The 12,877-nt window shown below is 62.0% G+C and carries 12 protein-coding genes and 1 other RNA gene; 9 read left to right on the forward strand and 4 right to left on the reverse strand.

Annotation, left to right across the window (positions count from 1 at the left end; genetic code table 11):
- Nucleotides 1–199: 199 nt before the first annotated feature.
- The 4 genes from AC3A5O_RS04810 to AC3A5O_RS04825 form a co-directional block, all read right to left on the reverse strand.
- Entirely contained in the window at nt 200–778 is a 579-nt protein-coding gene (locus AC3A5O_RS04810) for a BON domain-containing protein (protein ID WP_003178201.1), read from the reverse strand.
- Entirely contained in the window at nt 775–1,368 is a 594-nt protein-coding gene (locus AC3A5O_RS04815; RefSeq protein ID WP_007928463.1) for a phosphoheptose isomerase, read from the reverse strand. Before AC3A5O_RS04815 ends, AC3A5O_RS04810 begins: the two co-directional genes overlap by 4 nt.
- A 102-nt stretch (nt 1,369–1,470) precedes the next feature.
- A complete protein-coding gene (locus tag AC3A5O_RS04820) occupies nt 1,471–1,833 on the reverse strand; it encodes a YraN family protein (protein WP_122567014.1) in 363 nt (120 codons plus the stop codon).
- Nucleotides 1,833–3,644 (reverse strand): penicillin-binding protein activator, encoded by a 1,812-nt coding sequence (locus AC3A5O_RS04825; protein WP_122567013.1) that lies wholly within the window; start codon nt 3,642–3,644, stop codon nt 1,833–1,835. The genes AC3A5O_RS04820 and AC3A5O_RS04825 overlap by 1 nt, the downstream gene beginning before the upstream one ends.
- A 286-nt stretch (nt 3,645–3,930) precedes the next feature.
- Between AC3A5O_RS04825 and rsmI the strand changes: the two genes are divergently transcribed.
- The 9 genes from rsmI (at nt 3,931) to mraY (ending at nt 12,873) form a co-directional block, all read left to right on the forward strand.
- On the forward strand, nt 3,931–4,803 hold the full coding sequence (gene rsmI / locus AC3A5O_RS04830; protein WP_487752901.1) for a 16S rRNA (cytidine(1402)-2'-O)-methyltransferase: 873 nt from the start codon (nt 3,931–3,933) through the stop codon (nt 4,801–4,803).
- Between the two features lie 74 nt (nt 4,804–4,877).
- Nucleotides 4,878–5,231: RNase P RNA component class A (rnpB, locus tag AC3A5O_RS04835), an RNA gene on the forward strand.
- Between the two features lie 308 nt (nt 5,232–5,539).
- Nucleotides 5,540–5,995, forward strand: a complete 456-nt coding sequence (mraZ, locus tag AC3A5O_RS04840; RefSeq protein ID WP_003205355.1) for a division/cell wall cluster transcriptional repressor MraZ — start codon at nt 5,540–5,542, stop codon at nt 5,993–5,995.
- Nucleotides 5,992–6,939, forward strand: coding sequence for a 16S rRNA (cytosine(1402)-N(4))-methyltransferase RsmH (gene rsmH / locus AC3A5O_RS04845; protein WP_163006791.1), 948 nt, complete (start codon nt 5,992–5,994; stop codon nt 6,937–6,939). The genes mraZ and rsmH overlap by 4 nt, the downstream gene beginning before the upstream one ends.
- Nucleotides 6,936–7,229, forward strand: a complete 294-nt coding sequence (gene ftsL, locus AC3A5O_RS04850) for a cell division protein FtsL (RefSeq protein WP_305468366.1) — start codon at nt 6,936–6,938, stop codon at nt 7,227–7,229. The genes rsmH and ftsL overlap by 4 nt, the downstream gene beginning before the upstream one ends.
- The gene (locus AC3A5O_RS04855; RefSeq protein ID WP_163006792.1) at nt 7,229–8,968 is read left to right on the forward strand and encodes a peptidoglycan D,D-transpeptidase FtsI family protein; all 1,740 of its coding nucleotides are present in this window, start codon (nt 7,229–7,231) and stop codon (nt 8,966–8,968) included. The genes ftsL and AC3A5O_RS04855 overlap by 1 nt, the downstream gene beginning before the upstream one ends.
- A complete protein-coding gene (locus tag AC3A5O_RS04860) occupies nt 8,968–10,431 on the forward strand; it encodes a UDP-N-acetylmuramoyl-L-alanyl-D-glutamate--2,6-diaminopimelate ligase (RefSeq protein WP_122567009.1) in 1,464 nt (487 codons plus the stop codon). The genes AC3A5O_RS04855 and AC3A5O_RS04860 overlap by 1 nt, the downstream gene beginning before the upstream one ends.
- Complete coding sequence (locus tag AC3A5O_RS04865) at nt 10,424–11,791, forward strand: UDP-N-acetylmuramoyl-tripeptide--D-alanyl-D-alanine ligase (protein ID WP_487752902.1); 1,368 nt, start codon at nt 10,424–10,426, stop codon at nt 11,789–11,791. Before AC3A5O_RS04860 ends, AC3A5O_RS04865 begins: the two co-directional genes overlap by 8 nt.
- Nucleotides 11,791–12,873: a phospho-N-acetylmuramoyl-pentapeptide-transferase gene (gene mraY / locus AC3A5O_RS04870; protein ID WP_053124966.1), complete on the forward strand. Its 1,083-nt coding sequence runs from the start codon at nt 11,791–11,793 to the stop codon at nt 12,871–12,873. The genes AC3A5O_RS04865 and mraY overlap by 1 nt, the downstream gene beginning before the upstream one ends.
- Nucleotides 12,874–12,877 lie beyond the last annotated feature (4 nt).

Below are 12,877 nucleotides of genomic sequence, written 5' to 3' on the forward strand. Positions count from 1 at the left end.
TGCATGCACATGTTTCAACGGACCGGGTAATCAAGGCCGCCAAAACGAAAAGACCTTGAAAGGGATGGCCGTAAGGGCGGAACCCTAAGCCGCCGTTACCGCAGCAACGGATATACACGCCGACACCAAAAAACGAAGCCAAAAAAAACGACGCTTTCCGTCTCGGAAGAAGCGCCGTTTTTCTTGGGCCACTGAAGTATCAGTCAATGTACTCAAACAACTTGACGATTTTCTGCACCCCGGACACACCCTGCACCAAATTAGTCGCCTGCGCGGCCTCTTTCTTGGTCAACAACCCCAGCAAATAGACAATGCCATTCTCGGTCACAACCTTGATGCGCGAGCCAGGAATGCTGGCGTCGGTGAGCATCTGGGTCTTGATCTTGGTGGTCAGCCAGGCGTCATTCTGGCGCGCCAGCAGCGAGGAAGGTTGCAGGACCTGCAGTTCGTTGTGCACGGTCTTGACCCGTTGCACGGCGCTGGCTTCCTGCTCGGCCTTGGCCTTGAGGTCGGCACGCGGGGTCTGGCCGGCCAACAGCACGACACCGTTGAAGCTGGTAACGACGATGTGCGAGTTGTTGTCCAGGTCCGGGTCGGCCTTGGCGATGTTCACGCCGACCTTGGTTTCAATCAGGGAGTCGTCGATCTTGCTGCCGAAGGTGCGGGTGCCGCGGTCGTCTTCAATCGGCTTTTCCCGGCTGGCGTTAACCACCGATGTGCAGCCGCTGATGCCGAGGCATAGGGTCAGGGCCAGAAGGCCTAGGCGATTAGGGGTCATTCTTCACTCCCGAACAGTTGGCTGTCGATCAAGTCGCAAAGGCAGTGGATCGCCAGCAGGTGGACTTCCTGGATACGTGCGGTGACATTGGCCGGTACGCGGATCTCGACGTCTTCGGGCAATAGCAGTGATGCCATGCCACCGCCGTCACGACCGGTCAATGCTACGACAATCATTTCGCGATCATGTGCGGCCTGGATCGCTTGAATAATATTGGCCGAGTTGCCGCTGGTGGAAATTGCCAGCAGCACATCGCCGGGTTGGCCCAGGGCGCGGATCTGTTTGGAGAAGACTTCGTTGTAGCTGTAGTCGTTGGCAATCGAGGTGATCGTCGAGCTGTCGGTGGTCAGGGCGATCGCCGGCAGGCTCGGGCGTTCACGCTCGAAGCGATTGAGCAGTTCCGAGGAGAAGTGCTGGGCGTCGCCGGCCGAGCCACCATTGCCGCACGAAAGCATCTTGCCCTCGTTGAGCAAGGCGTTGACCATCACTTGGCTGGCTTGCTCGATGTGCGGTGCAAGTACGTCCATCGCCTGTTGCTTGGTGTCGATACTGGCCTGAAAAAGCTGGCGAATTCGCGATTGCATGTCCATCTGTGTGACCTTAAGTAGCGCGGCTTATGGGCACAAACATGTGCGGCGCGCAAAGCAAAGAGCAAAAGAGTTAGGTGAAGGTGTCCGGCTCGGCATGGGCGCTCAACTGTCGAAGGCGTTCTGCAGCCAGTTCAACTGGGCGGCGTCGCTGTCGATGGCAACCACGTCGAAGCGGCAGGGATAATCGGCCCAGCGAGATTCGCGTTGCAGGAAATACTGCGCGGCGAACACCAGCTTCCGGCGCTTGCGCTCGTCAATGCTGTCGAGCGCGCCACCCCATTGGGTATTTTTTCTGTAGCGGACTTCGACGAATACTACTGTATCGCCGTCAAGCATGACCAGATCAAGCTCGCCGCGTTTGCACAACCAGTTCTGCGCCACCAGCCGCAGGCCGTGTTGCTGGAGATGCGCGAGGGCCTGGCCCTCGGCATCCCGTCCGCTTTGCTGGCGTGATCGGTCAGGCATCAGCGCTGGGTGTCCGGCAGGCGCTGCACTTGGCCGTTGACGAACTCGGCCCATGGCAGTTGACGCTGTACACGCTGGGTGGGAGACACGGCCAGGCTGCCCGACAGGCCTTCGATGCGGCTGTCCGGCAACGTCTTGAGCTGGCCCAGGCGTGGTGCCAAGCGATAGGCGTCCGCGCCCATCGCGTACAACCGACCCAGGCTGCCAGCCGCCTGGGGCCACTGCGCGGTGACCTGCTTGCGCAACGGGTCATTGGCGTCGAGCAGCCACGGGGTCTCGCAGAAACGGATACCGCTCATGTCGTTGTACTGGTTCTGGTCGCCGCTGGCGCTGAACACCGAAGACGTCGCGTAGACCGGCACGTCGCCGGCGTATTGGAAGTTCAGGGTCGGCTTGATCTGCTGGGCCTGCTGCGGTGTCGAGGCCAGGAAGATGAACTCGATGTCCTGGCGACGGGACGGCTGTGCCGCGACTGTGGTGCCAACGGTGCTTTGCAGACTCTTGGCGCGACCTTCGCTCTGGCGCAACTGGAACATGTCGGCGATCTGCTGGGCCAGTTGGACCGGCTGGTCGACCCGTTCGATGGCGACGATGGTGCCGCCGTTGGCCTGCCAGTCCTGGCTGAAGGCCTTCAGTACACGATCGCCCCATTCGCCCTTCGGCACCATGGCAGCTGCGCGGTGCAGGCCATCGGCGCGGGCGCGACGGGACACTTCACGGGCTTCATCCTCAGGTGCCAGGCCGAACTGGAACAGTTGCGGTGGCCCTTGTTCGCCTTCGCTGTAATTCAGCGCCAGGGTGGTGATCGGCAATTGCGGGCGGGTGCTGATCTGCTTGACCAGGGGTTTTTCCAGCGGGCCGATGACCAGTTGCACGCCGTCGGCCTGGGCCTTGCGATAGAGCTCGTCCATGGAGGTCAGGCTGGCGCTGTCGTAGAACTGGATGCTTGGCGGCGTCTGCCCGGCCTGCTGGGCCTGGTAGTGCGCGGCCATGAAACCCTCACGCAAGGCCTTGGCAACCGCGGCCAACTGGCCACTCTGTGGCAGCAGCAGGGCGATCTTGCTCAGTGGCTGGCTGGCCAGCTCCTTGAGTTTGACCAGGGGCGTCGGCAGTTGCAGGGCGGCGGGGTGTTTCGGGTTCTGTTCGCGCCAGTGGTCGATGGCTGCCTGCTGCTGTTCCAGGGTGCCGGCGGTCTTGACGGCCTGGGCCAGGCTCAGCCAGCCCCCGAGGTCATCGTTGGAGGCTGGCTGCAACTGATCGGTGGGCAGGGAGGCGATCAGCGACCAGATGGCTTCGTGGTTTTTCGCCGCGGCGTCGTTCTCCAGCAGAGGCGCGATGAAGATGCGCTCCTTGGCGGCGGCCAGGGTCTGGCCATCGGCCTCGAGGGCGCGGGCGCGAACGGTGCCGGTGCGGACCTGCTGCTCCACCGGCATTTCGCTCAGGTGTTGCAGGCTTGGGTGGCTCAGGGCGGTCAGTGCGGCCTTGGGCTGGTTGCGGGTCATCGCCAGTTCAGCCGACAGCGTGCTGGCGAAAATCTGCTGGCCGGGCTTGAGTTGTTCCATCGGCACTTGTTGCAGGATTTGTGCGGACTGGCCGGCATTGCCCTGGCGGTAGGCCAGGTCTGCGGCGCTCAGGCGCAGCAGGGCGGCTTTTTCCGGGGTTTTGCTTTGGTTGGCCTGTTCGAGCAACTGCTCGATACTGGCATCCGGGGTGCGTGGAAGTTCGCCAAGGCTGGACGAGGGCGAGCTGGCGCAGGCCGCCAGGAGGGCAGCGAGGCAGAGGGCGGAGAGCAGCCGCAGGCAAGCGATCATGTAAGTGTTCCTGATACGAGATCAAATTAGCGTCGAATTGTACCCAAGCACTGGCCGGGGCGCGATGTTAGTGGCGTGAATCGATCAATTTAGGTATTTCAAAGAGTGCGGCGCAGCACAAAAGGCGAGGTATTGACCCTTTGTGGCGAGGGAGCAAGCTCCCTCGCCACAAAGGCTTGTGCACCTTCCAGCGAGCAACATTGCCTCGGGTTGCCCGTTACCGCGAACAGCCGAGACCGCCGCTACACGCTACAATGGCGGTTTTTACGATCATGAGGTGCGCGTTTTGACTGCTCCAGGTGCTTTGAATTCCGCTGCCGGCTCGCTTTATGTGGTGGCGACGCCCATCGGCAACCTGGACGATATCAGTGCTCGGGCGCTGAAAATCCTGCAGGAGGTGGCGCTGATCGCGGCTGAAGACACCCGCCACTCCCAGCGCCTGCTGCAACATTTCGGCATCTCCACGCCGTTGGCGGCCTGTCATGAACACAATGAGCGAGACGAAGGCAGTCGTTTCATTACCCGGTTGTTGGCAGGCGATAACGTCGCGCTGATTTCCGATGCGGGTACGCCGTTGATTTCCGACCCCGGCTACCATCTGGTGCGCCAGGCCCGGGCGGCTGGTATCAACGTGGTGCCGGTGCCGGGGGCTTGCGCGTTGATCGCGGCGCTGTCGGCGGCAGGCCTGCCGTCGGACCGTTTCATCTTCGAAGGTTTTCTGCCGGCCAAGGCGGTGGGGCGGCGGGCACGCTTGGAAGCTATAAAGGAAGAGCCGCGCACGTTGATCTTCTATGAGGCACCGCACCGCATCCTGGAATGCCTGCAAGACATGGAGCTGGTGTTCGGCCCCGAGCGCCAGGCACTGTTGGCCCGTGAGTTGACCAAGACCTTTGAAACCCTCAAGGGCCTGCCGTTGGCCGAATTGCGCGCCTTCGTCGAAGGCGACAGCAACCAGCAGCGCGGCGAGTGTGTCGTGCTGGTGGCAGGTTGGACGCCGCCGCAAAGCGAGGACGCCGTCAGTAGCGAGGCGATGCGCGTCCTGAACCTGCTGCTCGAGGAAATGCCCCTCAAGCGCGCCGCGGCCCTTGCGGCGCAGATCACGGGCGAGCGCAAGAATGTGCTGTATCAGGTCGCACTGGAAAAACAGAAAGACCAGTGAAACCGGGACGCGGTGCTGGCCCGGGGCTTTTAGCGCTTGTTCTTCAAGCGCTCTACCGTTAACCTTCGCGGCGGAGAGTCGATCGGACAGTCGCTGCCCTCTATGAGAATTAGGGGGGGGAGGAAAGTCCGGGCTCCATAGGGCGAAGTGCCAGGTAATGCCTGGGAGGCGTGAGCCTACGGAAAGTGCCACAGAAAATAACCGCCTAAGCGTTTCGGCGCCGGTAAGGGTGAAAAGGTGCGGTAAGAGCGCACCGCACGGCTGGCAACAGTTCGTGGCTAGGTAAACCCCACTTGGAGCAAGACCAAATAGGGTCCCAAGGCGTGGCCCGCGCTGGGACCGGGTAGGTTGCTAAAGATGTCCAGTGATGGCCATCGTAGACGAATGACTGTTCAAGACAGAACCCGGCTTACAGATCGACTCTCCACCTTTTCCCTTCCTGCCGGAATCACTGGCAGACGCAGTTCCTAATACCAAAAAAATCTTACTCTTAACAAATCACTTTAACTTGTGCGCGCAGTCCCCTGTGCTGCTTCAGGTTGAGGCGAATTTTCCTACGTCAGATTCTTGTTACCCCTCCTGAAACGCTCCTAAATCTCCGATCTATAAGGCTTTTCCTTCATTACGCGCCTTGACGGTGCGGTGGGCGCATTCCTATAGTGTGCGCAAGTGGCGGAAAGTGGCATGAAGTGGGTTTTTTTGAAGGTAAAACGCCAAAAAGTGGAGAAACGCTGACGTGTTTCGCGGAGCTAACGCTATCAGTCTCGATGCAAAAGGCCGGCTCGCCATGCCCAGCCGGTATCGTGACGAGCTCGTTTCGCGAAGTTCGGGGCAGTTAATCGTCACGATCGACGCCGTTGACCCATGTTTGTGTGTTTACCCTCTGGATGAGTGGGAAATCATCGAAACCAAACTGCGCGCACTGCCTTCGCTGCGTGAAGAAAACCGCCGCCTGCAACGCTTGCTGATCGGTAATGCCGTCGACCTCGAACTCGATGGCAGCGGTCGTTTCCTGGTGCCACCGCGCCTGCGCGAGTACGCCAAGCTGGACAAGCGCGCGATGCTGGTGGGCCAACTGAACAAGTTCCAACTGTGGGACGAAGATGCCTGGAATGCGGTTTCTGCCGCTGACCTTGCTGCTATTCAACAACCGGGCGCCATGCCTGATGAACTGCGTGATTTGATCCTGTGACTATTGATAGCGGCTTTAACCACATCACCGTACTGCTTGACGAAGCCGTCGAGGCTCTCGCCGTACGTCCTGATGGCTGCTATCTGGACGGCACGTTCGGGCGTGGCGGACACAGCCGGTTGATTCTCAGCCAGCTTGGTCCGGGCGGCCGGTTGCTGGGGTTCGACAAGGATCCTCAAGCGATTGCCACCGGGCAAGCGCTGGCGGCCGAAGACGGCCGCTTTGTCGTTGTGCAGCGCAGCTTTGCCGAGCTGGGCGCGGAAGTTGCCGAGCGTGGCCTGGCCGGCAAGGTCAGTGGCGTGCTGCTCGACCTGGGCGTGTCTTCGCCGCAACTGGACGACCCGGAGCGCGGCTTCAGTTTTCTCAATGACGGCCCGCTGGACATGCGCATGGATCCGTCCCGTGGGATCAGCGCCGCCGAATTCGTCAACACCGCCCCGGTGGAAGAAATCGCCCGTGTCTTCAAGGAATACGGTGAAGAGCGTTTCTCCGGCCGCATGGCCCGCGCCGTGGTCGAGCGCCGCGACATCAAGCCTTTCGAGCGCACCGGCGACCTGGCCGAGGTGCTGAAGGTTGCCAATCCGGCCTGGGAAAAGGGCAAGAACCCGGCGACCCGGGCTTTCCAGGGCTTGCGCATCCACGTCAATAACGAACTGGGCGATCTGGAAGTGGGTCTCGAGGCGGCGCTGGAAGCGCTGGAGATCGGCGGTCGCCTGGTGGTGATCAGCTTCCATTCCCTGGAAGACCGCATCGTCAAACTGTTCATGCGCAAGCTCACCAAGGGTGAAGCCGATAACCTGCCGCGCAACCTGCCGGTGCGTTTCGAAGCCTTCGTGCCGAAAATCAAGATCCATGGCAAAGCGCAGTTCGCGTCCGACGCCGAACTCAAGGCTAACCCTCGCGCCCGTAGCGCCGTCATGCGTGTCGCGGAGAAGTTGCGGTGAGCAAGCTCTTCGCCAAGCCCCTGCCCGGCGGCAGCTTTTTCATGCTGTTGCTGTTTATCGGCGTGCTCGTGTCGGCCATCGCCGTTTCCTATAGCGCGCACTGGAACCGGCAGTTGCTCAATAATCTTTACAGCGAGCTGAGCGTGCGTGACAAGGCGCAGGCCGAGTGGGGCCGGTTGATCCTGGAGCAAAGCACCTGGACCGCCCATAGCCGTATCGAAGTCTTGGCCACCGAACAGTTGAAAATGCGCATTCCCGGCGCCGCCGAAGTGCAGATGGTGGCGCCATGATGAAACTCGAAGGGGCGCTGTTCCCGTGGCGGTTTCGTCTGGTCCTGGGCTTGCTCGGGCTCATGGTGGCGGCGATTTCTTGGCGCATCATCGACCTGCAGGTCGTCGACCGTGACTTCCTCAAGGAACAGGGCGATGCCCGCAGTGTGCGTCATATTCCGATCCCGGCTCACCGTGGCCTGATCACCGACCGCAATGGCGAACCCCTGGCCGTGAGCACCCCGGTGACCACCTTGTGGGCCAACGCCAAGGAAATGCAGCAGGCCAAGGAAAAGTGGCCGGCGCTGGCCGCCGCCCTCGGGCAGGATCCCAAGGCCCTGGCCGAACGCCTCGAAGCCCAGGCCAACAAGGAGTTCATTTATCTGGTGCGCGGCTTGACGCCCGAGCAGGGACAGAGCGTGCTCGACTTGAAAGTGCCCGGTGTCTACGGCATCGAAGAGTTCCGGCGTTTCTACCCGGCCGGTGAAGTCACCGCCCACATGGTCGGGTTCACCGACATCGATGATCGAGGGCGCGAGGGTGTCGAACTGGCCTATGACGAATGGCTCGCCGGGGTCGCCGGCAAGCGACAGGTCATCAAGGACCGGCGCGGCCGGCTGATCAAGGATGTCCAAGTCACCAAAAACGCCAAGGCCGGCAAGCCCTTGGCGTTGTCCATTGACCTGCGCCTGCAATACCTGGCCAACCGCGAGCTGCGCAATGCCATCGTCGAGAACGGTGCCAAGGCCGGCAGCCTGGTGATCATGGACGTGAAGACCGGCGAGATCCTGGCGATGGTCAATCAGCCGACCTACAACCCGAACAACCGTCGCAACCTGCAACCGGCGATGATGCGCAACCGCGCGATGATCGACGTGTTCGAGCCGGGTTCGACCATGAAGGCCGTGTCCATGGCCGCCGCCCTGGAAACCGGGCGCTGGAAGCCGAGCGACACCGTCGAGGTGTACCCAGGCACCCTGCAGATCGGCAAGTACACCATCCGCGACGTGTCCAAGACCGAAGGCCCGGTGCTCGACCTGACCGGCATCCTGATCAACTCCAGTAACGTCGGCATGAGCAAGATCGCCTTCGATATCGGCGGGGAAACGATCTATCGGCTGGCCCAGAAAATCGGCCTCGGTCAGGACACAGGCCTGGGCTTCCCGGGCGAGCGTGTTGGCAACCTGCCGAACTACCGTGACTGGCGCAAGGCTGAAACCGCCACGTTGTCCTACGGCTACGGTGTTTCCGTGACCGCGATCCAGTTGGTCCACGCGTTTTCCGCGTTGGCGAACAACGGGCGCATGGCGCCGCTGACCCTGATCAAGACCGACAAGGCGCCGCAGACCACCCAGGTGATCCCGGAAAACGTCGCCAAGACCATGCAGGGCATGCTGCAACAGGTGATCGAGGCGCCGCGCGGTGTCTATCGCGCCCAGGTGCCGGCCTACCACGTGGCAGGAAAATCGGGTACGGCCCGTAAAACCTCCGTGGGCACCAAAGGCTACGCCGAGAACTCCTACCGCTCGCTGTTTGCCGGCTTCGGCCCGATGAGCGACCCGCGCTACGCCATCGTCGTGGTCATCGACGAACCGAGCAAGGCGGGCTACTTCGGTGGCCTGGTCTCGGCGCCGGTGTTCAGCAAAGTGATGTCCGGCACCCTGCGCCTGATGAACATTACCCCGGATAACCTGCCGCCGACCCAGCAGGCCAATACCGCACCGGTCATTCCCTTGAAAGCCGAAGGAGGGCGTGGCTGATGTCCCTGAGCCTGAACAAGATTTTTGCCCACGCCGGTCACGATCTGCTGATTCGCGAATTGGCCCTGGACAGCCGTAATGTACGTGCTGGGGACTTGTTCCTGGCGGTGCCGGGCGCCCGTGTCGATGGTCGCGACCATATCGCCGACGCCCTGAAGCGTGGCGCGGCTGCCGTGGCTTATGAAGTGCAAGGCGCCACCGTGCTGCCAATCACTGACGTGCCATTGATTCCGGTCAAGGGCCTGGCGGCGCAGCTGTCGGACATCGCCGGGCGTTTTTATGGCGACCCGAGCCGCCACCTGAACCTGGTGGGCGTGACGGGCACCAACGGCAAGACCAGCGTGACCCAACTAGTGGCCCAGGCCTTGGACCTGCTCGGCCAGCATTGCGGCATTGTCGGCACCTTGGGCAACGGTTTTCATGGTGCGCTGGAAAGCGGCCTGCACACCACGCCGAACCCGATTGCCGTGCAAGCGACCCTGGCGGACCTGAAAAAGGCCGGTGCCAAGGCCGTTGCGATGGAAGTTTCGTCCCATGGCCTGGACCAGGGCCGAGTGACGGCGCTGGCATTCGATGTGGCGGTGTTGACCAACCTGTCCCGGGACCACCTGGATTACCACGGCACCATGCAGGCCTACGGCGAAGCCAAGGCCAAGCTGTTTGCCTGGAATGATTTGAAGTGCCGGGTCATCAACCTCGATGACGAATTCGGTCGGCAACTGGCCGCCGACAAGCGCGAGTCCCGGTTGATCACCTATAGCCTGGAAGATGCCAGCGCCTACCTTTATATACGTCAGGCGCAGTTCGACGACGAAGGCGTGCGCGCCACGCTGGTCACGCCCCAGGGCGAGCACCATGTGCGCAGTACCTTGCTGGGTCGCTTCAACCTGAGCAACGTATTGGCGGCCATCGGCGCATTGCTCGGCCTGGACTATGCGCTGGACGAAATTCTCAAGGTGTTGCCAAAACTGGAAGGGCCAGCCGGGCGCATGCAGCGCCTGGGCGGTGGTGCCCAACCGTTGGTGGTGGTCGATTACGCCCATACCCCCGACGCGTTGGAAAAAGTCCTCACGGCCCTGCGTCCTCATGCCAAGGGCAAGTTGCTGTGCCTGTTCGGCTGCGGTGGCGATCGCGACCGCGGCAAGCGCCCGCTGATGGCCGAAGTGGTCGAGCGCTTGGCAGACGGCGTGCTGGTCACCGACGACAACCCGCGCAGCGAAGACCCGCTGCGGATTTTCGACGACATCCGCGCCGGTTTTACCGCTGTGGATAACGTCACCTTCGTCGCCGGACGCGGCGAGGCCATTGCCCAGTTGATCGCCAGCGCTTCGGCGGACGATGTCATCGTCCTGGCCGGCAAGGGCCATGAGGATTATCAGGAAATCAACGGCGAACGCCATGCGTTTTCCGACCTGGTGGAAGCCGATCACGCCCTGACCGCGTGGGAGGTGGCCCATGCTTAAGGCCCTGAAACTCAGCGAACTGACCAACGCCCTGAATGCACGCCTCATCGGTACGGACGCCAGCTTCGACGGTGTCAGCATCGACAGCCGGGCGATCGCGCCGGGGCAATTGTTCGTCGCCCTGACCGGGCCGCGTTTCGATGGTCACGATTACTTGAACGAGGTCGCGGGCAAAGGTGCGGTCGCGGCCCTGGTCGAGCGGGAAGTGAGCAACAGTACGTTGCCGCAATTGCTTGTCAACGACACTCGGCAGGCCCTGGGCCAGCTCGGTGCGTTGAACCGTGCGGCGTATGGCAACCCGGTCGCGGCCATCACCGGCTCCAGCGGCAAGACCACGGTCAAGGAAATGCTTGCCAGCATCCTGCGCACCCGTGGTCCGGTGCTGGCGACCCGTGGCAACCTGAACAATGACCTTGGCGTACCGCTGACCTTGCTGGAACTGGCGCCGGAACACAGCGCCGCCGTTATTGAATTGGGGGCTTCGCGCCTCGGCGAGATCGCCTACACCATGGCCATGACCAAGCCTCATGTGGCGGTGCTCAATAACGCCGGGACCGCCCATGTCGGCGAGTTCGGTGGCCCGGAAAAAATCGTCGAGGCCAAGGGCGAGATCATCGAGGGGCTGGATGCCAATGGCGTCGCCGTGTTGAATCTCGACGACAAGGCTTTCGAAATCTGGAAGACCCGGGCGGGGGAGCGCAAGGTGCTGACCTTTGCCCTGAGCAACCTCGCCGCGAATTTCTACGCCAGCGACCTGGACCGTGATGCCCGTGGTTGCCCGGCCTTCAACCTGCACAGCCCCGACGGCGCCGAGCGGGTCCAATTGAACCTGCTGGGCACCCATAACGTTGCCAACGCCCTGGCCGCCGCGGCTGCCGCCCATGCCCTGGGCGTGTCGCTGCCGGGCATCGTCGCCGGGTTGAACGCCGTGCAGCCGGTCAAGGGTCGCTCCGTCGCGCAACTGGCCAGCAACGGCATGCGCGTGATCGACGACACCTACAACGCCAACCCGTCGTCCATGTGCGCGGCCGTGGACATCCTCGCCGGTTTCTCCGGCCGTACCGTGCTGGTGCTGGGGGATATCGGTGAACTGGGCGAATGGGCGCAACAGGGCCATCACGACGTCGGAGCCTATGCACGCGGCAAGGTCGATGCACTGTATGCGGTTGGTCCAATGATGGCCCATGCGGTCGCCGCGTTTGGCGACCACGCACGGCATTTCACCACCCAGGCCGAACTGATCCAGGCCCTGGGCGCCGAGCAGGACCCGAACACCACCTTATTGATCAAGGGTTCACGCAGCGCAGCGATGGAAAACATCGTCGCGGCCCTGTGCGGCACCGCCATGGAGAAACATTAATGCTGCTGCTGCTAGCGGAGTACCTGCAACAGTTCCACAAAGGCTTCGCGGTCTTCCAGTACCTGACCCTGCGCGGGATCCTGGGTGTGCTGACCGCGTTGTCGTTGTCGCTGTTCCTGGGCCCGTGGATGATCCGCACTTTGCAGAACCTGCAAATCGGCCAGTCGGTCCGTAACGACGGCCCGCAATCGCACCTGTCCAAATCCGGTACGCCGACCATGGGCGGCGCGCTGATCCTGTCGTCCATCGGCATCAGCACCTTGCTCTGGGCTGACCTGGCGAACCGCTACGTCTGGGTCGTGCTGTTGGTGACCCTGTTCTTCGGCGCCATCGGCTGGGTCGACGACTACCGTAAGGTCATCGAGAAGAACTCCCGTGGGCTGCCAAGCCGCTGGAAGTATTTCTGGCAGTCGGTGTTCGGCCTCGGCGCGGCGATCTTCCTTTATATGACCGCTGCCTCGCCGGTGGAGACCACCCTGATCCTGCCGATGCTCAAGGACTACAGCATCCCGCTGGGCGCAGGTTTCATCGTGCTGACCTACCTGGTGATCGTCGGTTCGAGCAACGCGGTCAACCTCACCGACGGCCTCGACGGCCTGGCGATCATGCCGACGGTTATGGTCGGCGGCGCGCTGGGGATCTTCTGCTACTTGTCGGGTAACGTGAAATTCGCCGAATACCTGCTGATCCCGTATGTGCCGGGGGCGGGCGAGTTGATCGTGTTCTGCGGTGCGCTGATCGGTGCCGGCCTGGGCTTCCTGTGGTTCAACACCTACCCGGCGCAAGTCTTCATGGGCGACGTCGGCGCGCTGGCGCTGGGCGCGGCCCTGGGCACCATCGCCGTCATCGTTCGCCAGGAAATCGTCCTGTTCATCATGGGCGGAGTGTTCGTGATGGAGACCCTGTCAGTCGTCATTCAGGTTGCTTCCTTTAAATTGACCGGCCGCCGCGTATTCCGCATGGCGCCGATCCACCACCACTTTGAACTCAAGGGCTGGCCCGAGCCGCGTGTGATCGTCCGTTTCTGGATCATCACCGTGATTCTGGTGCTGATCGGCCTTGCCACCCTGAAGCTGAGGTAGAACG

The organism is Pseudomonas sp. Soil_N_39 (assembly GCF_057655955.1).

What these genes read in the sequence shown, in the direction of transcription:
- AC3A5O_RS04810 (WP_003178201.1), bottom strand. Translation starts at nt 778, where the DNA reads ATGACCCCTAATCGCCTAGGCCTTCTGGCCCTGACCCTATGCCTCGGC.
- AC3A5O_RS04815 (WP_007928463.1), bottom strand. Translation starts at nt 1,368, where the DNA reads ATGGACATGCAATCGCGAATTCGCCAGCTTTTTCAGGCCAGTATCGAC.
- AC3A5O_RS04820 (WP_122567014.1), bottom strand. Translation starts at nt 1,833, where the DNA reads ATGCCTGACCGATCACGCCAGCAAAGCGGACGGGATGCCGAGGGCCAG.
- AC3A5O_RS04825 (WP_122567013.1), bottom strand. Translation starts at nt 3,644, where the DNA reads ATGATCGCTTGCCTGCGGCTGCTCTCCGCCCTCTGCCTCGCTGCCCTC.
- AC3A5O_RS04855 (WP_163006792.1), top strand. Translation starts at nt 7,229, where the DNA reads ATGAAACTCGAAGGGGCGCTGTTCCCGTGGCGGTTTCGTCTGGTCCTG.
- AC3A5O_RS04860 (WP_122567009.1), top strand. Translation starts at nt 8,968, where the DNA reads ATGTCCCTGAGCCTGAACAAGATTTTTGCCCACGCCGGTCACGATCTG.
- AC3A5O_RS04865 (WP_487752902.1), top strand. Translation starts at nt 10,424, where the DNA reads ATGCTTAAGGCCCTGAAACTCAGCGAACTGACCAACGCCCTGAATGCA.
- mraY (WP_053124966.1), top strand. Translation starts at nt 11,791, where the DNA reads ATGCTGCTGCTGCTAGCGGAGTACCTGCAACAGTTCCACAAAGGCTTC.